Source organism: Brucella oryzae, from assembly GCF_041929965.1.
In the GTDB taxonomy this organism is placed as follows: domain Bacteria; phylum Pseudomonadota; class Alphaproteobacteria; order Rhizobiales; family Rhizobiaceae; genus Brucella; species Brucella oryzae.
The window spans coordinates 231,890-255,867 of sequence record NZ_JBHEEO010000001.1 but is presented as its reverse complement, the minus strand read 5'-3'; the positions used below and the strand labels follow the sequence as shown (position 1 = coordinate 255,867).

The window sequence follows — 23,978 nt, the reverse complement described above, 5'->3', positions numbered from 1 at the left end:
CGATTGCGATATGCGGAGTATGGCTTACAAGATTGATGATTTGCCTTTCGAAGAATTTTTCGTACCCGTGAGCAAGGCTACGGCGGCTCTGGTGCGGCTGGACGAGCGGCTTTCACGCTCGCCCATTCGTGGAGGTATGGTCGAGCGCATGCACATGCATGATGCAATCGCTTCGATGTGGCTTGAAGGCGAACTTGTGCATATGGAAGACTTGGTACTGCACGACGCTTTGATGGACAGCCGGATGCCAAGCCATGCTCTGACCATCGCCCATGCAGTATTACGTATGCGCCGACAGATTGCCGGAAGATCTCCAGATTGGGCGCTTGGTCCGACCGGTATTCAGCGACTGCTCGGACGTGCAGTCGATACAACGTCATTGACAGAGATTGAACCGTCCAGGGCAATAGATGATGATGTTGATCCATTGCTCAACGATATTGATGGCTTGCTTGCGCGGACCGACGCACTTTTGAAAGGTGCAGTTCCTGACAAGGCCAAATTGAACACTACCGCACGCGATGCGCTGCTTTATGATAATGACTGGGATGAGGACGCGCGCTTGCAGGAATGGCGGGATTGTTTTGCGACCACGAGACATTTGCCGCCGCTTATGCGAGCGGCGTTGATCCATGATGCCTGGTTCTTTCTGGAAGTTGTGCAGCGATCATCGTGGATTGGACGGCTGCTGACGGCAGCCTTCCTCCGACAAAGCGGCCTTGCAACGGGCCATTTACCGGTAATCAGCCTCGGTCTTCGCGCAAAACGACCGGATGAACGGCGTTCGCCTAACCGGCTTATCCGTCTCAGGGCGTTTTTTGAAAGCATAGAGGATGCAGCCGATATGGCCGTGAAGGAGCATGACCGGTTGCTTCTGGCGCGCGAGCAGATGCAGCGTAAGCTCAAAGGACGCCGGTCCAATTCGCGATTGCCGCAACTGATGGAGATGGTTCTACGCAGCCCCGTTATTTCCAGCCAGATGGTGGAGAAGGAGCTGCAGGTTACGCAGCAAGGGGCTTTGAAGCTGATTTCCGAACTCAATCTGAGAGAAATCACCGGGCGTGGACGTTTTCGGGCCTGGGGAGTTTTTTAGTCAGTTTTCATACACATGTTGCGAAGGTGGTCAGCGAAGAGCTGAAATTCGTTGCGGCGAGCGGCGTTGGATCGCCAAGCCAGAACCAGCGACCGGTAATTGTTTTTGCCCTCATAGCGAACGATGCTCAGTTCCGTTCCACGTGTGACCCCAGCCTTGACAGCCACTTCGGGCAGCAGTGTAACTCCCATTCCGAAATCGACGAATTGCACCAATGTCATGATGGATGTGGCGTGAACATCACCGCTTGCTTGCGCTGGGGTGGATCCTATAGCAGCCAGGACGTGTTCACGAAGGCAATGCCCAGTTTCCAGCAGAAGAAATGGCTGGCCCTGCAAATCATCTGCATCAACCCGGTCGCGATTGGCCAATGCATGATCGCGTCGCACCGCCAGATAGAAGATATCCCGAGCAATCTCTGCTGCCGCGAATTCATCGAGTTCATAGGGGTGGGCAACGAGTGCGACATCCAGCGACCCGGAACGCAAGCTGTCGAGCAGCGAGCGCGTAAGGCCTTCGCGAATGGTCAATTGCAGCTCGGGAAAGGCTTTAACAGTCGCAGGCAGAACTTTAGGTAGCAAAAAAGGCGCGATTGACGGGATAACGCCTAACCGTAGTCTGGTGGTAAGCGGGCGCTCGGCCTGCCGTGCATGTTCAGGTAGTTCCTCAATGAGGGCGACAATATTGCGAGCACGTACCAGAAAATCTTCGCCTGCAGGCAAAAGCTGCATTCTTCGGCTCGATCGATCGATCAGTGTTACGTCAAGTTCAATCTCAAGCGCCTGAATAGCCGCACTCAATGTCGATTGGGTCACGCCTACGGCTTCAGCAGCTCGCGAAAAAGAGCCAGCTTTGACAAGGGCCATGAAGTAATGGAGCTGGCGGACGCTGATATTGAGCATTGAATCTTCTATGTCTGTGCCATCGTTAAAATCGATGGATTTGATCGTTATAATCGCTTTGACCGATTTAACAAGAAGCCCTATATATGACTCGTAGACAGAAAGTTCTGAAAGTTCAGAAATTTCCGCATAACAATGGGATTTACAGGTAGGTATAAGATGCTCGGTATTGGCGACAAGCTCCCCTCCTTCAAGGTAACCGGCGTAAAGCCCGGTTTTAACCATCATGAAGAAAACGGCGTTTCGGCATTTGAAGACATTACCGAAGCGAGCTTCACGGGCAAGTGGAAGGTTATCTTCTTTTACCCGAAGGATTTCACCTTCGTCTGTCCGACCGAAATCGCAGAATTTGCGCGCCTTGCATCGGATTTCGAAGACCGGGACGCAGTCGTTCTCGGCGGTTCGACCGACAATGAATTCGTGAAGCTTGCATGGCGTCGCGATCACAAAGACCTCGACAAGCTGCCGATCTGGTCGTTTGCCGACACTAACGGTTCGCTGGTCGATGGCCTCGGTGTGCGTTCACCGGATGGCGTGGCATATCGCTACACTTTCGTTGTCGATCCAGACAACACGATCCAGCACGTTTATGCAACCAACCTCAACGTTGGTCGCGCTCCGAAGGATACGCTGCGCGTTCTCGATGCACTGCAGACCGATGAGCTCTGCCCATGCAATCGCGAAGTCGGTGGCGAGACGCTCAAGGCTGCCTGATAGGTCCTGATTTGTTGCAGAAAGGCGGGTCGAGGCCCGCCTTTCTTTTATCTAATATCCAAATGACAGATAAAGAGGGTTCCATGTCCATTGATGATCTGAAGTCAAAAATCCCGGATTTCGCCAAGGACGTTCGTCTCAATCTTTCGTCTATGGCAAGCGACGAAACTCTGACATCGCAACAGAAATACGGTCTGTTTGTCGCCTGCGGCATTGCCTCTCGAAATGCCGATGTGCGCAAGGCGCTTGTTGCCGAAGCAGCTGCCAAGGTCGATGCTTCCGTCATTCAGGCGGCAAAGTCGGCTGCGTCGATCATGGGCATGAACAATGTCTATTACCGCTTCATGCATCTTGCAACCAACAAGGATTACCGCACCATGCCAGCGAAGCTGCGTATGAATGTGATCGGTAATCCGGGTGTCGATAAGGTCGATTTCGAACTCTGGTCGCTGGCTGTATCTGCGATCAACGGCTGTGGCATGTGCATTGATGCGCATGAGGATGTCCTGCGCAAAGCAAATGTACCGTCGGAAACAATCCATACTGCGGTGCGTTTTGCATCAATCATCCAGTCGGTGGCTATCGCGCTGGAAGCTGCTGACACTGAATAAGAGGCTCAGGCTCTCTAAAAGAAAGCCCGCGTGGAATAGTCTACGCGGGCTTTTTTTGATTCAGCGCATTGTTTTTATTCGTCTCGCTTGAACGAAATGAATGCAAAGCCGATCAGCGAGATGATCGCGGCAACAGACATGTAATAGCCGACATAGTCGAAGCTATAATGCGTTGCGAGCCAGGTTGCGATGTAAGGCGCAACCGATGCGCCGAGAATGCCCGCCAGATTGAATGTTAGCGAAGCGCCGGTATAGCGGACCGAGGTTGGGAATGGCTCTGCCAGAGCAGCGCCAATCGGACCGTAGGTCAAGCCCATCAAGCCGAAGCCAATAATGAGGAATGTGAGAACACCAGCCGTACCAGCCATGAACAACGGCGCCATGATGAAGCCGTAGAGGCCGATCAGGACGGTAACGATAATCATGACTGGACGCATGCCAAAGCGGTCGGAAAGCAGCGCTGCCACTGGAATCATGAGCCCGAAGAAGATTACGCCGACCATCTGAAGGATAAGGAATTCCTCTCGGCTGTAACCAAGTGCTCGCGTGCCCCAGCCGAGCGAGAATACCGTCATCAGATAGAACAGGACAAAGGTTGCGATAGCGCCGATGGTGCCGAGGAACAGGCTCATCTTGTGCCGCTTGAACAGGGTTGCGACCGGAACCTCAACGCGCTCAGCCTTATCGATTGCCTTCTGGAATTCTGGCGTTTCAGCAATTTTCAGGCGAATGAAAAGGCCAACACCGACCAGAAGAGCACTGGCAATGAAAGGAATACGCCAGCCAAAAGCAAAAAATTGTTCTTCAGTGAGAACTTCAGCCAGAACGAGGAATATGCCTGTTGCCAGAATGAAGCCGACCGGAGCGCCAAGCTGCGGGAACATTCCATACCAGGTACGCTTGCCTTCTGGTGCATTTTCAGTTGCAAGCAGCACTGCACCGCCCCATTCGCCACCAAGACCGAGCCCTTGCCCCAGACGGCAGAGGGCGAGCAAAAGGGCTGCCCATACGCCGATCGAATCATAGGTTGGCAGGAAACCGATGGCGACTGTGGAAATCCCCATCGTCATGAGTGCTGCAACCAGCGTCGCCTTACGTCCGACCTTATCGCCAAAATGACCGAAAAGAGCGCCGCCGATTGGACGTGCGAAGAAGGCGATCGCAAAGGTCGCGAGAGACTGCAGAAGCGCGGAGTTGCCGTCGCTCGCTGGGAAGAACAGATGGGGGAATACGATCACCGCAGCGGTCGCATAAATATAGAAGTCAAAGAACTCGATCGTGGTGCCGATCATGCTCGCGGCCAGAACACGGCGTGCGGAATTTTTCTGCGGAGCAACCGCTACAGCGACAGTCATTGTTTCAGATCCAATATTTTGCGGGCCGTCAAAATTGGGGGAGGAGCCCAAGATGTGGCACCTTTAAAACCGCTGAATATGGAATCGCAAGCGGAAAAGGGCTTTTGAGTAATTTTGTGATTTCGAATAGGCAGTTTTGGAAAGAAAAGTGAAAATGGGTAAAATTTTCGTCAGCGCTTCGGTTGGTCTTTTATTTGCCATAGCGGATGATTAGATTTCAGGTGTCGTCCGTTTGGAAGCGAAGATGTATCGAGTACAGTACGATGTCGGCTTGAGGAATACAGCGCGAAGCCATGCGGTCTTGCGTTTGCCGTCCCGTGTGCTCATGACGGCGTTATCGCTTTTGTTTCTTGTTTCGGTGCAGCTCTGTTATGCAATGGCACATGATGCGCCCTCTGTGCAGGTGCTTTCTGATTTTGATGCAAATCCGCCACATCACAGGGGCAGTGCTGAGGTGTCGTCGGATATAGGTAAAACTGCGCCGATGGATCACGGCGTCAAAACACCAAATGCTTGTATCATGATGACGTGTGGCTGTTTGTTCCAAATTGACACGGATTTGCATTCCTTTGTTCCCGCACAGGAATTTGGCTTACCCCCACTTGTGGCGGCGCTAAGCGGAAAGTCTCCCGCTGGTGATTTGCGACCTCCAATATCGCTTCAGACCTGATCTAGAAATCGCCGCAAGTTTTGGCGGCTATTATGATTATTGTCTGGAGACTTACCATGTCTGGAATTACACGCCGCCGCCTGCTGGCCCTTGGAGCAGGGGCCGCCTTTGTTACGGCCATTCGCCCTTTTGACAGCCTGGCCCAGGATGCACATCAGCAAATGGGCCATGGTGCAACTGCCTCATCAACCGCTCGAGCCGGTCAGCCTTTGCCTGTGCCGCCATTGGTCGAACCCGATACGTCAGGTATCGTTAAACTGAAAGTACAGACGGGCCGACACAGCTTTGAAGAAGGAAGCGAAGCGGCATCGGCTGGTATCAATGGTGCTTATCTTGGTCCGCTGGTGCGATTGAAGAACGGGGAAACGGTCACTCTTTCCGTCGAAAATGGCATGGATGAAGAGACTACGCTTCATTGGCATGGGCTTTTTGTGCCATCCATACTAGACGGAGGACCCCATAATGTGATTGCGGCGGGTAAGGAGTGGAAGCCGAAAGTCAAAGTTGAGCAGCCTGCTTCGTTTAACTGGTTCCATCCGCATTTGCATGGAAACACCGCCCGCCAGGCACATATGGGTATTGCCGGTCTCATGGTTGTGACTGACGGCAAGGATGCTGAAAGAGGACTGCCTGAAGATTACGGTGTGGACGATATTCCACTGGTACTTCAGGATCGCCGGGTAATTGAGGGCGACCAGGTTTACCAGCCCGATATCATGGATTTGATGCACGGCTTCCGCGGCGGCAAGCTTATTGTGAATGGTGTCGTTTCACCGGAAGCACGTGTCCCGGCCTCCATCATTCGTCTGCGTATCCTGAATGGTGCTAATGCGCGAAATTTTCATGTTCGTTTGAGTGATAATCAGCCTTTGTTCGTTGTGGCATCGGATGGCGGATTTATTGGAAAGCCTGACCTGGTTGAAAGGCTGACGATCAGCCCCGGGGAACGTTATGAAGTTCTTGTTGATTTCTCCAAAGGCGAGGCGGCTGACTTGTTGACCTACGGTGACGACAGTGGCGGCGACGATCTTCACTTGATGCGGTTTGTTGTAGACAGCGCCTTGCAAGGGAAGATCACGAAATTTCCAGATAATCTCGATGGTCCTGATGCACCGGATGAAAAACTTTCTGTAAAGCGCCGTTCATTTTTCTTCGACGAACGTATGGCAGAAAATATGAAGCTGATGATGGCGAAGCCGTCAGCCAGCCCTCATGCCGGTCATAACATGGGCAACGTGGGTATGAGTTCGATGCAATCCGGCGCCATGGATCATGATATGCATGGCGCCAGAAGTTCCGCCGACACAGGACTCGCGGTTGAAGCTTTGACCTCTGGCGTGGAAATGGCGATTGCAGGTAAGCCGTTTGATATGGGTCGCATTGATGTCGAAGTTAAACTTGGTACCTGGGAAATTTGGGAACTCAAAACGAAAGAGATGCCGCATCCATTCCATATCCATGGCGCGTCATTTCGCATCCTTTCGCTGAACGGAAAAGCTCCGCCTGCTCACCAAGCCGGCTGGAAGGACACCGCATTGATCGATGGTACAGCCGAATTGCTCCTGCACTTCGATCGGGAAGCGGCACGCAATCATCCTTTTATGTTTCATTGCCATGTGCTTGAACACGAAGATGTGGGTATGATGGCACAGTTCGTAGCTGTATAATGTAGTTGCATCCGTGGGCGGCGGGGTTGCCGCCAGCCCACGGAGAGTTGATGTATAATTTTGAACATATTTCGCTGCGGCATATTTGCCGTTTGTCGCACATCTAGTTTTAGTTGGGAAAAACGATGCGCCCCTTATTTACAGTGATAATTGTCAGCCTCATGGCTGCGCCCGCATTTGCGAATGGATTGGATGTCAAAATGTATAAAGCCTTGCCGACGGGACAGGGGCAGGAGCTTGGTACAATCCAGATTTCCAAGACCGATGGTGGTTTAAAATTCACACCGCATTTGAAGGGGTTACCGACTGGAGATCATGGTTTTCATGTTCATGAAAATGCAAGCTGTGCACCTGGTCAGCAAGACGGAAAGCCTGTTCCGGCTCTCGCCGCAGGAGGACATTATGATCCTGGCCATACGGGACATCATATGGGGCCTTACGGTAACGGCCATCTGGGTGATTTGCCAGTATTGAAAGTTAATGAGCGGGGGGGTGCAACCGAAAGCGTTATCGCGCCGCATCTCAAGTCACTCAATGAGGTCAAGAACCATGCGCTGATGATCCATGTTGGCGGCGACAACTATTCCGATAACCCCAAGCCGCTCGGCGGCGGCGGAGCTCGCTTCGCCTGTGGAGTGATCAAATAACCCCAGAATGGTTCCGGTGATTTAGTTCTAACTCGAACTGCTTTAGCTGTTTACCCCCAGTTCTCAATGCGAATTTTGGAACCATCTGAAAAACGCGATATATGAAACGCCGAAGGATCAACGATCGGCGTTTCATTCGTAACCATGTCTGCAACAAGCTTACCGGCACCTGGGCCAATCCCGAATCCATGCCCTGAAAAACCCGTAGCAACGATCAACCCTTCGACGTGTGGAACGGGTGAAATAACCGGGATGACATCCGGCATCGTATCGATGAGCCCGGCCCATTCCTGCGCTATAGTTGCGGACGAGAAAGACGGGATAGCTTGTTTCAGCTTTGCAAGTACCTGTGCATTGGCAGCCTTATGTGGAGCGGGATCGAGCGTGCGGATTTTCTCGAAGATAGAGATTTGATCAGCAGGACGAAGCTTCCATTGGAATGCTTCTTCAAAGAAGCGTTCGCCAAACCGGAATCGCAACGACCGCCATTCTGTAGAAAGCGAGGGTAAAAAATCGCGGAAGAACCGAAAGCTGTCAGGTACGATATCAGCGATGGAGCCACCGAGGCTCGCGACCGTATAGCCGCCGTCCAACCTTTTGCGTAGCGCAAAATCTGAAAATGCAATTGCGGACTCTACCCCGGCATCAATCGGCGCTGTACGGAACACGGACGAGCGAACTTTCAATTGCGGCAGATGTACATCAAAGGCAGAGACGATAAGTCTGGACCAGGCACCACCCGCGACAACCACCGCTTCGCATGGCAAGCGACCTTTTTCGGTGATGACGGCGGTGACCCGACCATTCGTGGTTTCGATACCGCGCACAGCACAGTTTTGTATAATCACAGCACCATTTTCTTGTGCTTTCGCAGCAAATGCCGGAACGGCTTTCTGCGGTTCCGCGCGGCCGTCTAAGGGAGTAATCATGCCGCCCGCGAGGTGCCTATTGACACTTGGGGCAAGTTCCGTAGCCTGCTGGGCATTAAGAAGTTCTGTTGCGATACCGTGTTCGCGGGCTATCTTGATCCACTCGACATAAAGAGCCATTTGCTCTTCTTTTTCAGCCGTATAGGCAATTCCGGTAACGCGGAAGCCGGTTTCACGTCCTGTGCGTTTGTTCATGTCTTCCCAAAGTCGCATACTTTCGACAATGAGTGGCATTTCGCGGCTGTCACGACCTGTACGACGACACCAGCCCCAGTTACGGCTCGATTGTTCGCCTGCGATTTCTCCCTTCTCGAGAAGGGTAACAGGAATGCCACGCTCGGCCAGGAACAGAGCGGTAGAAACACCGACGACGCCGCCGCCAACAATGGCGATTTTAGTTTCCCGCGGCAAGCTTTCGGCTGTCGCCACCTTATCCGTGACTGGCCCCATTCCGATATTCTCCTGCAACGCAATTGGGTGATTTGAGTATGTGGAAGCACGGCGAACATGACCCGCTTTTTGTCCGCAATCAACCAGATAACCCAATCAAGATATGCTTAATTATGATATTCCTGAGATATTCGATCCTGTTTTGGTAGCTTTCCGGAGAATGTGTCTCTATATCCGCATGAACTGCAATCTAGAAACGCGATCTGGCTCATGGACGCACGCAACCCGCACGACGAAAAACAGGTTCCGGGTAAATCCGGCCCGGCGCTAACTTTGTCTGATATCAGCCGCCAGTTTGGCGCAGTTCGCGCCCTCAACGACATCTCTCTCGATGTTCATGCGGGCGAGATCATCTGCCTGGTTGGCCATTCCGGCTGTGGCAAGACTTCGTTGCTGCGCATTATTGCCGGTATTGATGCCCCGGACAGCGGAACGCTCACGTTGGGAGGTAAGACATTTGTCGGCCCTTCGGTTTTTATTGAGCCGGAAAAGCGAAACGTAGGTGTCGTCTTCCAGGATTACGCTTTGTTTCCGCATCTGACGGTCAAAGAAAATATCCTGTTCGGTTTGCGAAAAATTTCCCGCGACGAAGCGAACAGGCGGGCAAAGGAACTCCTCGAACTGGTGTCGCTGTCACACATGGCCGGTCGCTATCCGCACATGTTGTCAGGTGGTGAGCAGCAACGTGTTGCTCTTATCCGTGCCCTCGCTCCGAAACCGCACCTGCTGTTGATGGACGAGCCTTTTTCCAATCTCGATAGAGGTCTGCGTGCCAGGGTTCGTCGCGAAACGGTCGCCTTGTTGAGAGAACTCGGCACAACGGCGATTATCGTAACCCACGAGGCTGAAGAAGCATTGTCGACTGGGGATCGAGTGGTGCTGATGCGCTCCGGCGAAATAGTTCAGAGTGGCCGCGCATGCGAACTGCATGACCAGCCGGTGAACCGCTATGCGGCGGATTTTTTCTGTGACTGCAATATGATACCGGGAAAAGTCGAAGGCGATAAATTGGCCACTCCCTTCGGGTTGCTTTCCACGGCTGAAAAACTTGAACCAAATACTGAAGCGCTTGTTTATTTGCGTCCGCGCGATTTTACGATCCTGACCAACGGCGAGACCCGCGAAGCTTCGTTGCGCGGTCGTATTGAATCCCGTACTTTTCTCGGTGAAGTCGAGGAACTGGTCGTACAGGTGACCGGCGCAGTTCCTCGTTTGCGCGTGCGTACGGAACTGCGGCTTCCGTCAGCAGCTACCGATATCGTTCTGTGCCCGCACTGGGACAAAGCGCTCATTTTCCCCAAGTGACCAAAAATATACGCTGTTAAAGCATTGGGGCAATTGACCGTCAGTTGGCCTCGTCGTATAAGTTGATTACTTAGCTCATAATTTAAAATGAAACAGGTTCATCTGGAGGTAAAATGTCCAAATTTGCGCGTTCTGGTTTAGCTTTCGCTGCAGCAACGCTGCTCGCAGGAGCTGCCCACGCAGATGAAGTGAACATTTACACGACACGCGAGCCGGGCCTCATTCAGCCCTTGCTCGATGCTTTCAAATCGTCCACGGGAATTACAGTCAATACGGTATTTCTGAAGGACGGTCTGGCAGAGCGCGTGGCTTCTGAAGGTGCGAATTCGCCTGCTGATATTCTTATGACTGTGGATGCCGGTAACTTGGTCGATCTCGTAGACAAGGGGCTTACCCAGTCTGTCGATTCCAAGGTGCTGAAAGATGCTGTACCGGAGCAGCTTCGCGATGCGAAGGACAATTGGTTCGCGCTGTCGATGCGTGCCCGTGTTGTCTATGCAGCCAAGGACCTCGACCTTGACAAGATTGGTTATGAAGACCTCTCCGATCCGAAGTGGAAGGGTAAAGTGTGCATTCGTGCAGGGCAGCATCCTTACAATACTGCTCTCTTCGCGGACTATATCGCGCATTATGGTGTGGAAAAGACCGAAGAATGGCTCAAGGGCCTCAAGGACAACCTCGCACGCAAGGCCGCTGGTGGGGATCGTGATGGAGCCAAGGATATCGTCGGCGGTATCTGCGATATCGCAGTCGCGAATTCTTATTATGTCGGTCTGATGCGTTCGGGTAAGGGCGGTGATGAGCAAAAGGCATGGGGGGAAGGCATCAAGGTCTTGCTGCCTACCTTCAAGGATGGCGGAACTCAGGTGAACATTAGTGGTGCAGCCATTGCAAAGAATGCACCAAACAAGGATGCGGCAGTCAAGCTGCTTGAATACCTAGTGTCTGATGAGGCCCAGCAGATCTACGCCAAGGCCAATTTCGAGTATCCGGTAAAGTCGGGTGCGCCGCTCGATCCAATTGTGGAATCGTTTGGTGAGCTGAAGATCGACAGCGTTCCGCTGTCTGAAATTGTCAGCTATCGCAAGCAGGCAAGCGAACTGGTCGACAAAGTCGGTTTTGATAATTAAAAGCCGAGTGAAACAAGCAGACCAACGCCGGCACAATTTATGTGCCGGCGTTGCACTATAGAGAGACCAATGGAAGCCTTAGCAGCCATGCGGAAACAAGTTTTGCAACCTGCAAGGGCAGGGCGCAACTGGCTATGGCTCTCAGCATTGGTTGCAATTCTGGTTCTGCTGCCGGTTCTCGCCCTCGCCATGGAAGCTATTCAGGGCTCGGCAGGGCTTTGGGGGCATCTACTAACCACCAATTTGCCAACGGCTTTTCTCGAAACGGTAGTTCTGCTCGTAGGTGTCGGCATTATCGCCGCTGTTATTGGAACATCGACGGCATGGCTGGTGACAGCTTATGATTTTCGCGGGCGGGGTATACTCGAATGGGCGCTTTTGCTGCCGCTGGCTGTCCCGACCTACATAGTTGCTTATGCCTATCTCGATATCCTGCATCCTATCGGTCCGGTACAAGGCGCGGTACGCTTCATCCTAGGATACGAAAGCCCGCGTCAGTTTCGATTGCCTGATATCCGTTCGATGACCGGTTGCATCGTTCTTCTGGGCTTCGTTCTGTACCCCTATGTCTATATTCCTACACGGGCCATGTTTCTCACCCAATCCGCAAGCCTTATTGAGGCGGCACGAACTCTGGGAGTAAGCCGCAAGGGTATTTTCTGGCGGGTTGCATTGCCACTTGCACGGCCTGCTGTAGCGGTCGGGGTTAGCCTGGCGCTGATGGAAACGCTGAATGATGTGGGAGCTGCCGAGTTTTTGGGTGTTCGCACATTGACTGTATCGATTTACACAACCTGGATAACGCGTTCTGATTTGCCAGGCGCGGCCCAATTGGCGCTCGCTCTCCTGCTTCTGGTGGTTACTCTCGTTTCAATCGAACGCTGGGCTCGGCGTAAGCAGCGCTTTGCTTCCAATATTCGTCATTCACGCGGTTTTGAACCGTTGAAGGTTAAGCGAGGGCAGGCGGCCTGGTTGTTTTGTCTCTGCTCACTGCCTGTCGTCATAGGATTCGTCCTACCGGCTATCTATCTAGTCGTGGAGGCCATAAAGCGGATTCGATTTGCCGGTATATCCCCGAGGCTGGTCGATGAAGCTTTCAATACAATTTTCCTGGCTTCAATTGCGACGGTTTTGGTGTTGATTTGTGGAATGCTTGTGGCGTATGCGGTTCGGCTTTTCCCAAGTGCGGTTTCACGCTGGTCTTATCGCTTTTCGACGATGGGTTATGCTGCGCCTGGAACCGTGATCGCCATAGGGATTCTGGTGGTCGCGGGAGGCTTTGATCGGCTCTTCAATCAGTTCACATCGCATATATTCGGGTTCTCCGCAGGACTGGTGCTGATAGGAACAGGTGCAGCGGTGATCTATGCCTATGTCGTCCGATTTCTCGCCATTTCGGCAGGCGGTATTGATTCCGGGCTGGCGCGCATTCCGTTGTCTCTGGATTATGCATCACGCACGTTGGGACGTGGTGTGACGCAGACATTTTATGCAGTTCATCTGCCTCTATCCAGAACAGCTATCGTGGCGGCAGGCCTGCTCGTATTCGTTGACTGTGTGAAAGAGCTACCGGCAACACTTTTGCTGCGTCCACTCAATATCGAAACTTTTGCAACGCATCTCTATGGTGAAGCTGCGCGTGGCACTTATGAAGAGGCATCCATAGCAGCACTTGCCATCGTGGTGGTTGGAATTTTGCCGGTGATATTGCTTGCCCGTGTCGGGAAGCGTTTTGGCAAGCGTACTTAACAGGCTGTCGTAGCATCAGCAGGTGCGAACCTCGTATTCTATAATTCAGAAATACTTAAATAGTTATTGGTATTCTTGGAAGGAAACAAAGCGCAATCTGGATGATGCTTGCGGTTGAACTGGTATTGGAATTGCAATCCAGAAAGATGCAGGGGGCGGCATGTTTAAAGTCCTGGAATGCGTTACGGACCAGCACGATCAGTCTTTTGTAGTCCTGGCTGCATCCATTTCATTCGCTAGCATGTTTGCTTTTTTTCTGTTGTTCGCTCGTGCCCGGGAGTGCACTGAGAATCGTCGCGATAACTGGCTGGTAATAAGCGCTTTTGCAGGTGGGCTGGGTGTTTGGGCAACCCATTTCGTGGCCATGCTTGCCTATAGCGGTACAGTTGCGATCGAGTTTGACTTCACAATCACAGTTCTTTCCGCAGTGATCGCTGTTCTTGGCTTTTGGTTGAGTTTGCGCCTTCTCAAAGGACCGGCGTTCAAATACACTTTGATCACCGCCGTTTCAGCGACGCTGTCAATTGCAGCGATGCATTTCACGGGTATGAGCGCAATCAAAGCGGCAGCCGATGTCCACTATGATCTCCCGCCAATCGTGGTGGGCAGCATAGTGTCAATTCTGTTTCTACTGGCGGCTTTCTGGTTGGTGATGAATGCTTCTGGCTGGCCGCGTATTCTACTTCCGACCGTGGGAGGTATACTGGCTGTCTGTACACTTCATTTCACAGCGGTCGCGTCCACTGAACTGGTTCCGAACCCAAGCCTCCCTGTAGCCGATCCGCTCGGTATCGGCCGTATCTGGTTGATCGGGGCTATCGCCGCTGTAGTTTGTATCGTAGCGTTGATGACGATTGTTGCCGTATTCGTGGACCGTTATATGACGGACCTAAAGGGATTTGTGAACGCTACATTGGACGGGCTGGCTGTTATCCGTGACGGCGGAATCGTTGAAATGAATGCTCGGTTTTCTGAACTTATGCGGAGAGGCGAAAAGGCGCTTGTCGGTGTTGCACCGGATACTCTATTGTTGGCGGCCGATGGTCTTCCCGTCTGTGCGCCTCGTTTGGAGGCAATTGAAGCTGCCCCGCGGTTTCCAAATGATGAACGTATTTTTGAACTAGCAGTTCACACGATCGAGTATCAGGGGCGTCCCTGTGAGGTGCTGGCCGTCCGTGATCTTACTGAAAAACGAACGGCCCAGCGCCAAATCGAACATATGGCAAGGCATGACGCACTTACCGATTTGCCCAATCGCATGTTTTTCGAGGAACGTCTTTCGAATGCTGTAGCGCGCCGCAACCGTGAACCTTTTGCTGTACTGGCGCTCGATCTGGACCGCTTCAAGGCTGTGAACGATATTTTCGGCCATGCCGAAGGTGATCGCGTATTGAAAACGGTTTCCAGTATTCTGAAACGCTCCATCAACGGTATAGATACGGCTGCACGTATCGGTGGCGACGAGTTTATTATTCTGCAAGTGGGGGTGCCACAGCCAAAGGGTGCGCGGAAACTGTCCGAGAAGATTCTAGACACGTTCCGGTCAGAACTGAATACAGCGCTCGATCCAACCGCTGTCGGTGTCAGCATTGGCGTGGCCATATATCCGAATGACGGCAAAGACGCCGAAGCAATTCGTCATGCGGCAGACATTGCTCTTTATCGGGCGAAGACGGAAGGACGAGGTACGGTTGCATTCTATTCATCTGAAATGGACCGTGAAATAAGAGAACGCCGCCAGATGGAGGCGGATCTTCGTCATGCGATGGTGCGCGACCAGATCAGTATTGCTTATCAACCCTTGTTTGCGACTGCCGATGGAAGTTGCACGGGTTATGAGGCGCTGGTTCGTTGGAACCATCCGGAACGCGGGCAGATACCGCCGGAAGTCTTCATTCCAATCGCCGAGGAAACGGGAGCAATCGTAGCTTTGGGCGAGTGGATTCTGCGCGAAGCTTGTCGCACTGCTGCCGGATGGGAAAAAAACCTGAATATAGCGGTAAACCTCTCGCCGGTACAATTTCGGCTGGTTAACCTCCCGGACACGGTCAGTTCGGTTCTTGCAGAGACCGGTCTTGATCCCGCAAGGTTAGAGTTGGAGGTAACAGAATCCGTCTTGATGAAGGATCGGCTAACGACACTTGAACTGTTGCGTCGCATGAAAAAGTTGGGTGTTCGCATCGTTATGGACGATTTTGGTACCGGTTATTCCTCACTCAGTAATCTTCAAAGCTTTCCATTCGATAAGATCAAGATCGACCGCAGCTTCATCACCAGTATGGAAACCGATGTCAGTGCAAGGGCCATTGTACGAGCCATTGTTGGGCTAGGCCGAAGCCTCGATCTGCCTGTGGTGGCCGAGGGTATAGAAACCTTTGACCAACACCGTATGGTGATCGAAGAGGGCTGCGAACAGGTTCAGGGGTTCCTTTTCGGACGACCGGCCAATGCACCAGCGTCGATAGACCCGTCTTCTCGGTTCCCCAGCAAAAAGGGTGGCGGGCAAGTAAAAGCCACCTAATCAACTGCAGGCTTGTGAATAACTGTAGGGTCTCGGTGTTTCTGGACCCTCTTTGCTGTGCCGAATTGTTACAAAGCTGTTATCTGATGCGATTGTGAATGAAATATTGCAGCGATATTTCCTGAGGGTGGAACCGCAATTTTCTCAATCAGTGGAAGGGGTTGCACCGCATCGGGTACGGCAGAACACTACAAATAACCTAGCGTTTTCAACACGATATTTCGCGTGATCGCAATAATAAGTGAATTTATCTGATGGAGCTTTCCATGCTTGTAACACGTTGCGGCCACAAAGCGAAAGCTGAATAGGACGAACAGTAACAGTACTTGCGATCGTAAAGACAAATCCTCTAATGGATTCCCTCGATACGCATCTTGGTTAAGTGGATGATGGAAACGATGCTTACTTCGCAACAATGGCTTCCGGTCGAGTTGCTCAATATCGGTCTGGCCGCTGCCCTTTTCTTTGCCTGCCTTGTTCACTCGCTGTGGAAGGCCGTCTTTGATGAGCTCAACCCGGTATTCTGGCGCCGTACCGCGGCTCTGCTCTGGGCGGGTATCTTTATTGTCGCACTGAGTGGTGGGATCGAAAGCTTCAACTGGCCGCAGGCTATTGGCTGGCTTCTCGTTCTTGGCGGCGTGGTTGCGACTGTCACGCGTACCGGTATGAGCTATTATCGCCAATATTGCGCCCATACATCACGCGGTGTCCATTCGGGCCGCACCCGATTGTCGGGACGGTGATCGCCATGTTTGCAAAGACTGTCGAAATGCCTTTGCGGCTTCACCGCCCACATAGCTTGCGTTCGTTCTTTATCCGCGCTTTTGCTGCTGCACGATCCCGTAAATATTCGTAGAGCGGGCACCTGATCGGCAATAACTAAGGACAGGACCCTCGGCTTCGTCAAGCGCTGCTGCCATCGCGTCTACATCTTCTTGCGTCAATTGTCCGCCAACGACCGGAATGTAATAGGTTGCAAGCCCGGCTCTTTCTGCCACACGTGCAATCTCGTTGAACTCGGGTTGCTCGGGGCCACCTTCGCCATCGGGCCGATTGCAGATAACCGTGCGAAATCCTTCTGCAGCAATGTCGCGCACATCGTCGGGTTCGATTTGACCCGAAACCGAATAATTGTTGTCTATCTGGCGAATATCCATCTTTTCCTCACTTGCCATCCAAATTGCGATGGCTTGTGGTGGCACCTTACATAAAAGTTGTTTTCGTGCCACATGAAAGTGTTGGGAGGACGGATGCGATGGCAGGTGAGCAGGTAAGATGACAATCCACAAGACAAGTCAAAGTGCTACGCGCTTCGCACACCGTATGTCGAGCTTCCAGGAAGGCGAGCGGATAGTTCCCGAAGAAGTACCGGTGGCTTTAAGCTATAACGGCTCAACGCAAGCTGTGATGATGGCTACTCCTGATAATCTTGAGGACTTCGCGATCGGTTTCACTCTCACCGAGAACATCGTTGATCATGTTTCGGAGATAGAAGCGATTGAGGTGGTGGCCTTCGAAAAAGGCATCGACGTTCAGATTAGACTGTCCGAGCGCCCCGAGCAGAGACTTGCTGCACGACGCAGATTTATGGCCGGCCCGGTCGGTTGTGGTCTCTGCGGCATTGATTCCATCGAACACGCTCTGCGGTCGCTAGGTCCGCTCAGTGAGAACAGCCGAAGATTTGCTTCTCGCGATATTTCGATGGCTGTCTCGTTGCTTACGGAAGGACAACAGCTGAATGCCCAAACCCACGCGGTTCATGCTGCGGGTTTCTATGTTCCGGGCGAGGGGCTCATAGCTGTACGCGAAGATGTTGGACGTCACAATGCATTGGATAAGCTCGTCGGCGCCGTTTCTCGCATCGGTTCCTCGCCGGGAAGCGGGATTGTTGCGATCACTAGTCGCGTATCGGTCGAAATGGTCCAGAAGGCAGTCATGTTCGGCGCACCGGTTCTGGCGGCGATCTCCGCTCCGACAGCACTTGCTATTCGGACGGCTCTGGAATCGAACCTGACACTTGTTGCGTTAGTGCGAGGTGATGAGTTCGACGTTTATGCTCACGGAGGGCGCATCGCCGAAGAATGACCGGCCTCTAAAACAGGGCCGGTCTGAACATCCTTATGCAAGGGCCGCTATACGGCTGCGTTCGCTAACGATCTGCAATGCCGCTTTGGCTGCTTCCACGCCTTTGATCTTGAAGTGGGCATGGAAAAAGTCATGGTGCTCCTTGCTTTCATGGAAAAGATGCGGCGTCAGAACAACGCTGAGTACCGGAACTTCAGTCTCAAGACCGACCTGCATCATGCCGTTGATAACGGCAGTTGCCACGAAATCATGTCGATAAATACCGCCATCCACCACGAAAGCTGCGCCGACGATAGCCGCATACTGGCCGGTCTTGGCCAGGGTTTTGGCATGAAGGGGGATTTCATAGGCACCAGGAACGTCGAAGATTTCGACTTCTACATTGGCGCCGGTCGTCGCGGATAGTTCCGCGATAAAGCTTTTGCGGGCTTCGTCGACAATATTGGCGTGCCAGCGGGCCTGGATGAATGCAATCTTGAAGGAAGTCTTGTTCGGATAGCTCTGGTTCATAGGTTCCTCACGAAACTAGAATCAGGGCGCACAAAAGAGCGCATATACAATGCCCAAGGGCATGATCCTGACGCTCAATTGCTCTCTTCCATCCGGACTTTAACCGTCGGCTCCGGCATCTCACCGGATCTGCTGACCCTGGAACAGAAACCGAATCGGCATCCGTTCAGGCGCTCGCGGGCTCGAAACTTTCGCTTCATACCGCCGGTGGGGAGTTTCACCCCGCCCCGAGAACAAACCCGCACACCATTGTGCGAGCGCACGAAAATTATGCCCTCGCCGCAGGCTTGTCTAGCGAAATAAGGGAAAAATTTCTCCTTCCGATTTTTCGGGGTGGAAAGAGGAGTTAAGGGTACGACGCAATAGGAATTATGATACAGAAGATTTGGCTGATTTGGTAAGTTATTGAGTTATAATGATTTTTACGGACTAAAGTTCAATCGTCGGTTTCAATCGATTAAATTTCGCTGATTTTATCTATATGGGGATATTGACACCCTGGCAGGGTTTGAGCCTATCCTATGATCACATCTTGTCTTGCCGATGTTTCACATCCATGAAAGACAACGTTGTCAATTGGGCTGAAGCGGCGTATGAGTGGGATGGAGGATTTCAGGAAAAACGTCGTGAGGAATAGCCGGGCACAAGTGAAGGCGGAAGCTTTCGCATCGTATTGCGGCAGTGAATAGGAGGGGTCGGCTGTATGGAGCAGCCGGTTTCTGGGTCTGTGCCGAGAAGGTGCGGATGGGAATGACGAGACGGATTACCGTACAGAAGCAATGACTTGTCCGGATATCCGAAAGTTCTGTTTTCGTTTGTTTCTACGGGAGGTAGACATGTATAAATTTTTGAAGCTCGCTGCGATGGGTACGGTCGCTTGTGCTGTGCTCGCCGGAATGGCCCCTGTTGCCAATGCGCAGGACAAGCAGAATGTTGAAGTTCTGCACTGGTGGACTGCTGGCGGTGAAGCCGCTGCACTCGACGTTCTCAAGAAGGATCTTGAAAAGAAGGGCATCAGTTGGACCGATATGCCGGTTGCCGGCGGCGGCGGTACGGAAGCCATGACGGTGCTGCGCGCACGTGTCACGGCTGGCAATGCGCCGACGGCTGTGCAGATGCTTGGCTTTGATATTCGCGATTGGGCGGAGCAGGGTGCTCTTGGCAACCTTGATGAGGTCGCTAATAAGGAAGGTTGGGACAAAGTTATCCCGGCTCCTTTGCAGGAATTTGCCAAGTATGACGGTCATTGGATCGCAGCTCCCGTCAATGTTCACTCCACAAACTGGATGTGGATCAATAAGGCCGCGCTCGATAAGGCTGGCGGTAAGGAACCGACTAACTGGGATGAACTGATCGCTCTTCTCGACAAGTTCAAGGAACAGGGCATCACTCCGGTTGCTCATGGTGGTCAGCCGTGGCAGGACGCGACAATCTTTGACGCTGTTGTGCTTTCGTTCGGTACTGACTTCTACAAAAAAGCTTTCATCGATCTGGACCCCGAAACTCTGGGAAGCGATACGATGAAGCAGGCTTTTGACCGTATGACGAAGCTGCGGTCCTATGTGGATGACAACTTCTCCGGTCGTGACTGGAATCTTGCTTCGGCTATGGTCATTGAAGGTAAAGCTGGTCTCCAGTTCATGGGCGACTGGGCAAAAGGCGAGTTTATCAAGGCTGGCAAGAAGCCCGGCGAAGATTTTGTCTGCATGCGTTATCCGGGTACGCAGGGCGCCATCACTTTCAATTCCGATATGTTCGCGATGTTCAAGGTTTCGGAAGACAAGATTCCGGCCCAGCTTGAAATGGCATCGGCAATTGAAAGCCCGACTTTCCAGTCCGCATTCAATGTGGTGAAGGGTTCTGCTCCGGCTCGTACCGACGTTCCGGACACTGACTTCGATGCTTGCGGCAAGAAGGCCATCGCTGACGAAAAGGAAGCAAGCGAGAAGGGAACGATGCTGGGCTCCATGGCCCATGGTTATGCCAACCCGGCTGCAGTCAAAAACGCGATCTACGACGTTGTAACACGTCAGTTCAACGGTCAGCTTTCTTCGGAAGACGCTGTCAAGGAACTCGTGTCGGCTGTTGAAGCCGCGAAGTAACGGCCAAAAAGTGCCTGGGATGACTCCCGGGCGCTTTTACCCCGCGTCTTGGGTGAGAGTGACGCATTTGAAATGTGCTGACAGCAATGATCAGAAATCAAAACAACAATTGCATGATTTAGGTCTACATGTTTCCATCGGAAACTGCAGTAGGCCGAATTTATGAAGTGCATTCGGTTAAGCGTAATACAGTAGCACCGGATTGCCAATCAAACCGATGTCCGGACCCTTCGCTTGATAATCGGCGTAGTTACCGGCGGCGTGAATAGGGTGACGCAAATATGCAGCGTAGCAGCCGATTACAGGAACTGGTGCCAAAGCTGGTTCTGGGACCGAGTTTTCTGATAGTGCTCGTGTTCGTCTATGGATTCATCATCTATACAGGTGTTTTATCGTTAACCAATAGTCGAATGCTACCGTCTTATGGTTTTGTCGGACTCACGAACTACACCAAACTTTGGGCTTTGCCGCACTGGTGGCGTGCGATCACCAATCTGGCAATCTTTGCGTCACTCTACATCATTATCTGTTCGGTTATCGGGCTGTTTCTCGCAATCCTTCTTGACCAGAAGATTCGTGGCGAGGGCGTTCTACGTCCCATCTATCTCTATCCAATGGCGTTGTCTTTCATCGTCACCGGGACGGCGTGGAAGTGGTTTTTGGATCCGGGCATTGGTCTGGAAAACACAATGCACTTATGGGGTTGGGAGAGTTTCTCCTTTAATTGGATCAAGAGCAATACAATGGCAATCTACTGTCTGGTTATTGCTGCCGTATGGCAATCATCCGGATTTGTGATGGCAATGTTCCTCGCAGGATTGCGCGGCGTGGATAATGAAATCATCAAGGCTGCCCAGATTGATGGAGCATCCGCAGGGACCATTTATCGACGCATCATCATTCCGTTGATGCGTCCAGTGTTCCTGTCTGCCTTCGTGGTTCTCGCTCATCTTGCGATCAAGGCATATGATCTTGTTATCGCGCTGACCGGCGGTGGCCCGGGCCAGGCCACGGAATTGCCTGCGACATTTATGTATTCCTACACCTTCACACGAAACCAGATGGGTATCGGTGCGTCATCGGCAATCATCATGCTGGCAATGATCTTCTCAATCATTATCCCTTATCTTTACTCTGAAATTCGCGGAGGCGCGCGGTCATGAGCGCCCAGTCGCAGGACAATGCCATCAACAGCGGAAAGCTGACACGAGCGCTGATCTACACCGCGCTACTGCTCTTTGCATTCTACTATCTGCTGCCGCTTTATGTGATGCTGGTCAATTCCTTTAAGCCGCTTGAAGAAATTCGCCAGGGCGGCATGTTGAACCTGCCACAGCAGTGGACCATCGAACCGTGGTTGTCCGCATGGTCTACGGCACAGATCGGAGTGCAGCCAACCGGGCTGAAGCCGTTCTTCATTAACTCAATCCTGATGGTCGTTCCAGCCGTTGCGATCTCGACTATTGTTGGCGCGTTAAACGGCTACGTGCTGACCAAATGGCAATTCCGTGGGTCGAATATCTTTTTCGGCCTGCTGCTTCTGTCGTGCTTTATTCCGTTCCAGATTGTGCTCATCCCGATGGCGCGCGTTCTTGGCTTCCTGGGGATCGCTGGCACGATCTGGGGGCTGATCCTCGTGCATGTGGTCTACGGTATCGGTTTCACGACGCTCTATTTCCGCAATTATTACGAGGCTTTTCCAACGGAACTGGTTCGGGCAGCGCAGATCGACGGGGCGAGTTTCTTTCAGATATTCTGGCGTATCTTGCTGCCTTCATCGGGGCCCATCATTGTTGTGTCCGTGATCTGGCAGTTCACCAATATCTGGAACGACTTTCTGTTCGGTGCTTCGTTCTCGGGTGCGAATTCCACGCCGATGACGGTCGCGCTCAATAATCTGGTTTCCTCCTCCACTGGCGTCAAAGAATACAATGTCCATTTCGCGGGAGCCATTCTGGCGGCTCTGCCGACGCTGATCGTTTATATCGTTTCTGGCCGCTATTTCGTACGTGGTCTGATGTCCGGAGCCGTTAAGGGATAAGTTGCAAATGTCTTTTCTAAAAATAACCGATCTCTACAAATCCTACGGCAATGTTTCGGTTTTGAAGGATATCAATATCGAGATCGATGAGGGGGGCTTTCTCGTCTTGGTCGGCCCGTCTGGTTGCGGCAAGTCTACGTTGCTGAACACCATCGCGGGGCTTGAGCCGATCACGTCTGGTGATATTGCCATCAATGGGAAATCTGTTTCCGGCTTGCATCCATCCCAGCGCGATATTGCAATGGTCTTTCAATCCTATGCGCTTTATCCGAATATGACGGTTGCTGGAAATATCGCTTTCGGTATGGAAATTCGTAAGGTTCCAAAGGCCGAACGCGACAAGGCGATTCAGGAAGTCGCCGATATCCTGCAGATCGGTCATCTGTTGGATCGCAAGCCGAGCCAGCTTTCAGGTGGTCAACGGCAGCGTGTAGCCATGGGGCGCGCTCTGGTGCGTAATCCTCAGGTCTTCTTGTTCGATGAGCCGCTTTCCAATCTTGATGCCAAACTGCGCGTCGATATGCGCACCGAGATTAAACGGCTGCACAGCCGGATGAAAACCACGATTGTCTATGTAACCCATGATCAGATCGAGGCAATGACGTTGGCAACCAAGATCGCTGTTCTAAAGGACGGGATTTTGCAGCAATTCGGAACTCCAGCCGAGATCTATAATAATCCGGCCAATATGTTCGTTGCCGATTTCATGGGGTCGCCAGCAATGAATCTGCTGACTGTTCGGGTCGAAAAGAATGGGTCGGGGTATGCAATCAATCTTGGACGCGGTGAGGATGAGCCGCTAAAGCTGTCATTGAAGGCAGCGCCCCAAGGGCTCAATGCTTATGAAGGTAGGGATATTGTTTTCGGTATTCGCCCCGAAGCGCTCACCGATCCAGATGGGGCTGATCGTAATGCAGATGCGATAGTGGAAGGGGATTGCCTGATCGACGTTGTTGAGCCGGCAGGATCGGATACGTTTGCTGTCACACGTCTGGGCGGCAAGCATGTCGTGGCACGGCTGCGGGCAGATGCTCGCATCACTGCGGGGCAATCGGCTCGACTCGCATTCAACCTGGATAAGTCAGTCTTCTTCGATCCAACCAGTCAGGGTCGAATTCTCTGACCCCGACGCATAGCGAAGTCTCTGCTGCCACATGGGGAGACTACATGAAACGAAAAGAGCGCTTCCAGTGAACTGGAAACGCTCCTTTTCATATGTGCCTGGAGGGCAAAAACTTTGTTTAGGGGCGCAGCTTAACGCAAGAAATCTAGCCCAAGAAGGCCGACTGCTAGCGCAGTGTTGAGTGAAATGATCATCATTCCGTAGATGATGGCGGTTCTTGTAATATCGTTCATTTCCTACCTCCTTGAACCGGAGCGGCCCCCCACCCGGTTCGAAGCCTCGTGAAACTGTAACGAAATGTAACAAGCTGTTACGGGAAGCGCAAGCCCGTTTTACGCAAATGTGAACGACTGAAATCTGGCGTGAGATACTCG

The 23,978-nt window shown here is 52.3% G+C and carries 21 protein-coding genes and 1 riboswitch; of the genes, 16 read left to right on the top strand and 5 right to left on the bottom strand.

Annotated elements, in window-relative coordinates:
• Positions 1–19 precede the first annotated feature (19 nt).
• On the top strand, positions 20–1,093 hold the full coding sequence (locus JNC70_RS01190) for an RHE_PE00001 family protein (protein ID WP_104754827.1): 1,074 nt from the start codon (positions 20–22) through the stop codon (positions 1,091–1,093).
• Here the strand turns inward: JNC70_RS01190 and JNC70_RS01185 are convergent.
• Positions 1,090–1,995 carry a hydrogen peroxide-inducible genes activator gene (locus JNC70_RS01185; RefSeq protein ID WP_104754828.1) on the bottom strand — a complete coding sequence of 302 codons (906 nt, stop codon included), beginning with the start codon at positions 1,993–1,995 and terminating at the stop codon, positions 1,090–1,092. The two genes, JNC70_RS01190 and JNC70_RS01185, sit on opposite strands and share 4 nt — an antisense overlap.
• Positions 1,996–2,154: 159 nt before the next feature.
• Here JNC70_RS01185 and JNC70_RS01180 point away from each other — a divergent pair, with 159 nt between their 5' ends.
• Together JNC70_RS01180 and ahpD are read left to right on the top strand one after the other, a co-directional pair.
• A complete protein-coding gene (locus JNC70_RS01180; RefSeq protein WP_104754829.1) occupies positions 2,155–2,709 on the top strand; it encodes a peroxiredoxin in 555 nt (184 codons plus the stop codon).
• Between the two features lie 83 nt (positions 2,710–2,792).
• On the top strand, positions 2,793–3,320 hold the full coding sequence (gene ahpD, locus JNC70_RS01175; RefSeq protein WP_104754830.1) for an alkylhydroperoxidase, AhpD family: 528 nt from the start codon (positions 2,793–2,795) through the stop codon (positions 3,318–3,320).
• A 74-nt stretch (positions 3,321–3,394) separates the two neighbouring features.
• On the opposite strand, the gene JNC70_RS01170 is transcribed toward ahpD, so the two are convergent.
• The gene (locus JNC70_RS01170; RefSeq protein ID WP_104754831.1) at positions 3,395–4,675 is read right to left on the bottom strand and encodes an MFS transporter; all 1,281 of its coding nucleotides are present in this window, start codon (positions 4,673–4,675) and stop codon (positions 3,395–3,397) included.
• A gap of 244 nt (positions 4,676–4,919) precedes the next feature.
• Between JNC70_RS01170 and JNC70_RS01165 the strand changes: the two genes are divergently transcribed.
• From JNC70_RS01165 to sodC, 3 genes are all read left to right on the top strand, one after another.
• Positions 4,920–5,345: a hypothetical protein gene (locus JNC70_RS01165; protein ID WP_104754832.1), complete on the top strand. Its 426-nt coding sequence runs from the start codon at positions 4,920–4,922 to the stop codon at positions 5,343–5,345.
• 56 nt (positions 5,346–5,401) lie between these two features.
• Complete coding sequence (cueO, locus tag JNC70_RS01160; RefSeq protein ID WP_104754833.1) at positions 5,402–7,012, top strand: multicopper oxidase CueO; 1,611 nt, start codon at positions 5,402–5,404, stop codon at positions 7,010–7,012.
• A gap of 125 nt (positions 7,013–7,137) precedes the next feature.
• Positions 7,138–7,659 carry a superoxide dismutase family protein gene (sodC, locus tag JNC70_RS01155; RefSeq protein ID WP_104754834.1) on the top strand — a complete coding sequence of 174 codons (522 nt, stop codon included), beginning with the start codon at positions 7,138–7,140 and terminating at the stop codon, positions 7,657–7,659.
• Between the two features lie 50 nt (positions 7,660–7,709).
• Here the strand turns inward: sodC and JNC70_RS01150 are convergent, their stop codons facing one another.
• Positions 7,710–9,038 carry an NAD(P)/FAD-dependent oxidoreductase gene (locus tag JNC70_RS01150; RefSeq protein ID WP_104754835.1) on the bottom strand — a complete coding sequence of 443 codons (1,329 nt, stop codon included), beginning with the start codon at positions 9,036–9,038 and terminating at the stop codon, positions 7,710–7,712.
• A gap of 210 nt (positions 9,039–9,248) precedes the next feature.
• Between JNC70_RS01150 and JNC70_RS01145 the strand changes: the two genes are divergently transcribed.
• From JNC70_RS01145 to JNC70_RS01125, 5 genes are all read left to right on the top strand, one after another.
• The gene (locus JNC70_RS01145) at positions 9,249–10,343 is read left to right on the top strand and encodes an ABC transporter ATP-binding protein (RefSeq protein WP_104754836.1); all 1,095 of its coding nucleotides are present in this window, start codon (positions 9,249–9,251) and stop codon (positions 10,341–10,343) included.
• 113 nt (positions 10,344–10,456) lie between these two features.
• Entirely contained in the window at positions 10,457–11,473 is a 1,017-nt protein-coding gene (locus JNC70_RS01140) for a Fe(3+) ABC transporter substrate-binding protein (protein ID WP_104754837.1), read from the top strand.
• 69 nt (positions 11,474–11,542) lie between these two features.
• Positions 11,543–13,222, top strand: a complete 1,680-nt coding sequence (locus JNC70_RS01135; RefSeq protein WP_104754838.1) for an ABC transporter permease — start codon at positions 11,543–11,545, stop codon at positions 13,220–13,222.
• Positions 13,223–13,382: 160 nt separating this feature from the next.
• A complete protein-coding gene (locus JNC70_RS01130; RefSeq protein WP_104754839.1) occupies positions 13,383–15,743 on the top strand; it encodes a bifunctional diguanylate cyclase/phosphodiesterase in 2,361 nt (786 codons plus the stop codon).
• Positions 15,744–16,141: 398 nt separating this feature from the next.
• Entirely contained in the window at positions 16,142–16,486 is a 345-nt protein-coding gene (locus tag JNC70_RS01125) for a hypothetical protein (RefSeq protein WP_010659008.1), read from the top strand.
• Between the two features lie 69 nt (positions 16,487–16,555).
• Here JNC70_RS01125 and JNC70_RS01120 read toward each other — a convergent pair whose 3' ends face one another.
• Complete coding sequence (locus tag JNC70_RS01120) at positions 16,556–16,900, bottom strand: protein tyrosine phosphatase family protein (RefSeq protein ID WP_104754840.1); 345 nt, start codon at positions 16,898–16,900, stop codon at positions 16,556–16,558.
• Positions 16,901–17,018: 118 nt separating this feature from the next.
• Between JNC70_RS01120 and fdhD the strand changes: the two genes are divergently transcribed.
• Positions 17,019–17,828, top strand: a complete 810-nt coding sequence (fdhD, locus tag JNC70_RS01115; protein WP_104754841.1) for a formate dehydrogenase accessory sulfurtransferase FdhD — start codon at positions 17,019–17,021, stop codon at positions 17,826–17,828.
• Between the two features lie 33 nt (positions 17,829–17,861).
• Here the strand turns inward: fdhD and JNC70_RS01110 are convergent, their stop codons facing one another.
• Positions 17,862–18,338, bottom strand: coding sequence for a 6,7-dimethyl-8-ribityllumazine synthase (locus JNC70_RS01110; protein ID WP_104754842.1), 477 nt, complete (start codon positions 18,336–18,338; stop codon positions 17,862–17,864).
• A 76-nt stretch (positions 18,339–18,414) separates the two neighbouring features.
• A riboswitch (FMN riboswitch) is annotated at positions 18,415–18,577 on the bottom strand.
• Between the two features lie 597 nt (positions 18,578–19,174).
• Between JNC70_RS01110 and JNC70_RS01105 the strand changes: the two genes are divergently transcribed.
• From JNC70_RS01105 to JNC70_RS01090, 4 genes are all read left to right on the top strand, one after another.
• Positions 19,175–20,440, top strand: a complete 1,266-nt coding sequence (locus tag JNC70_RS01105) for an ABC transporter substrate-binding protein (protein ID WP_104754843.1) — start codon at positions 19,175–19,177, stop codon at positions 20,438–20,440.
• Positions 20,441–20,721: 281 nt separating this feature from the next.
• Positions 20,722–21,603 (top strand): carbohydrate ABC transporter permease, encoded by an 882-nt coding sequence (locus tag JNC70_RS01100; protein WP_104754844.1) that lies wholly within the window; start codon positions 20,722–20,724, stop codon positions 21,601–21,603.
• Positions 21,600–22,481: a carbohydrate ABC transporter permease gene (locus JNC70_RS01095; protein ID WP_061347051.1), complete on the top strand. Its 882-nt coding sequence runs from the start codon at positions 21,600–21,602 to the stop codon at positions 22,479–22,481. Before JNC70_RS01100 ends, JNC70_RS01095 begins: the two co-directional genes overlap by 4 nt.
• A 7-nt stretch (positions 22,482–22,488) precedes the next feature.
• Positions 22,489–23,604, top strand: a complete 1,116-nt coding sequence (locus JNC70_RS01090; RefSeq protein ID WP_104754845.1) for an ABC transporter ATP-binding protein — start codon at positions 22,489–22,491, stop codon at positions 23,602–23,604.
• Positions 23,605–23,978 lie beyond the last annotated feature (374 nt).

What these genes read in the sequence shown, in the direction of transcription:
- JNC70_RS01140 (WP_104754837.1), top strand. Translation starts at nt 10,457, where the DNA reads ATGTCCAAATTTGCGCGTTCTGGTTTAGCTTTCGCTGCAGCAACGCTG.
- JNC70_RS01135 (WP_104754838.1), top strand. Translation starts at nt 11,543, where the DNA reads ATGGAAGCCTTAGCAGCCATGCGGAAACAAGTTTTGCAACCTGCAAGG.
- JNC70_RS01100 (WP_104754844.1), top strand. Translation starts at nt 20,722, where the DNA reads ATGCAGCGTAGCAGCCGATTACAGGAACTGGTGCCAAAGCTGGTTCTG.
- JNC70_RS01170 (WP_104754831.1), bottom strand. Translation starts at nt 4,675, where the DNA reads ATGACTGTCGCTGTAGCGGTTGCTCCGCAGAAAAATTCCGCACGCCGT.
- sodC (WP_104754834.1), top strand. Translation starts at nt 7,138, where the DNA reads ATGCGCCCCTTATTTACAGTGATAATTGTCAGCCTCATGGCTGCGCCC.
- JNC70_RS01110 (WP_104754842.1), bottom strand. Translation starts at nt 18,338, where the DNA reads ATGAACCAGAGCTATCCGAACAAGACTTCCTTCAAGATTGCATTCATC.
- JNC70_RS01090 (WP_104754845.1), top strand. Translation starts at nt 22,489, where the DNA reads ATGTCTTTTCTAAAAATAACCGATCTCTACAAATCCTACGGCAATGTT.
- JNC70_RS01130 (WP_104754839.1), top strand. Translation starts at nt 13,383, where the DNA reads ATGTTTAAAGTCCTGGAATGCGTTACGGACCAGCACGATCAGTCTTTT.
- JNC70_RS01190 (WP_104754827.1), top strand. Translation starts at nt 20, where the DNA reads ATGGCTTACAAGATTGATGATTTGCCTTTCGAAGAATTTTTCGTACCC.
- JNC70_RS01095 (WP_061347051.1), top strand. Translation starts at nt 21,600, where the DNA reads ATGAGCGCCCAGTCGCAGGACAATGCCATCAACAGCGGAAAGCTGACA.
- cueO (WP_104754833.1), top strand. Translation starts at nt 5,402, where the DNA reads ATGTCTGGAATTACACGCCGCCGCCTGCTGGCCCTTGGAGCAGGGGCC.
- JNC70_RS01165 (WP_104754832.1), top strand. Translation starts at nt 4,920, where the DNA reads ATGTATCGAGTACAGTACGATGTCGGCTTGAGGAATACAGCGCGAAGC.
- ahpD (WP_104754830.1), top strand. Translation starts at nt 2,793, where the DNA reads ATGTCCATTGATGATCTGAAGTCAAAAATCCCGGATTTCGCCAAGGAC.
- JNC70_RS01145 (WP_104754836.1), top strand. Translation starts at nt 9,249, where the DNA reads ATGGACGCACGCAACCCGCACGACGAAAAACAGGTTCCGGGTAAATCC.
- JNC70_RS01180 (WP_104754829.1), top strand. Translation starts at nt 2,155, where the DNA reads ATGCTCGGTATTGGCGACAAGCTCCCCTCCTTCAAGGTAACCGGCGTA.
- JNC70_RS01185 (WP_104754828.1), bottom strand. Translation starts at nt 1,995, where the DNA reads ATGCTCAATATCAGCGTCCGCCAGCTCCATTACTTCATGGCCCTTGTC.
- JNC70_RS01120 (WP_104754840.1), bottom strand. Translation starts at nt 16,900, where the DNA reads ATGGATATTCGCCAGATAGACAACAATTATTCGGTTTCGGGTCAAATC.
- JNC70_RS01150 (WP_104754835.1), bottom strand. Translation starts at nt 9,038, where the DNA reads ATGGGGCCAGTCACGGATAAGGTGGCGACAGCCGAAAGCTTGCCGCGG.
- JNC70_RS01105 (WP_104754843.1), top strand. Translation starts at nt 19,175, where the DNA reads ATGTATAAATTTTTGAAGCTCGCTGCGATGGGTACGGTCGCTTGTGCT.
- fdhD (WP_104754841.1), top strand. Translation starts at nt 17,019, where the DNA reads ATGACAATCCACAAGACAAGTCAAAGTGCTACGCGCTTCGCACACCGT.
- JNC70_RS01125 (WP_010659008.1), top strand. Translation starts at nt 16,142, where the DNA reads ATGCTTACTTCGCAACAATGGCTTCCGGTCGAGTTGCTCAATATCGGT.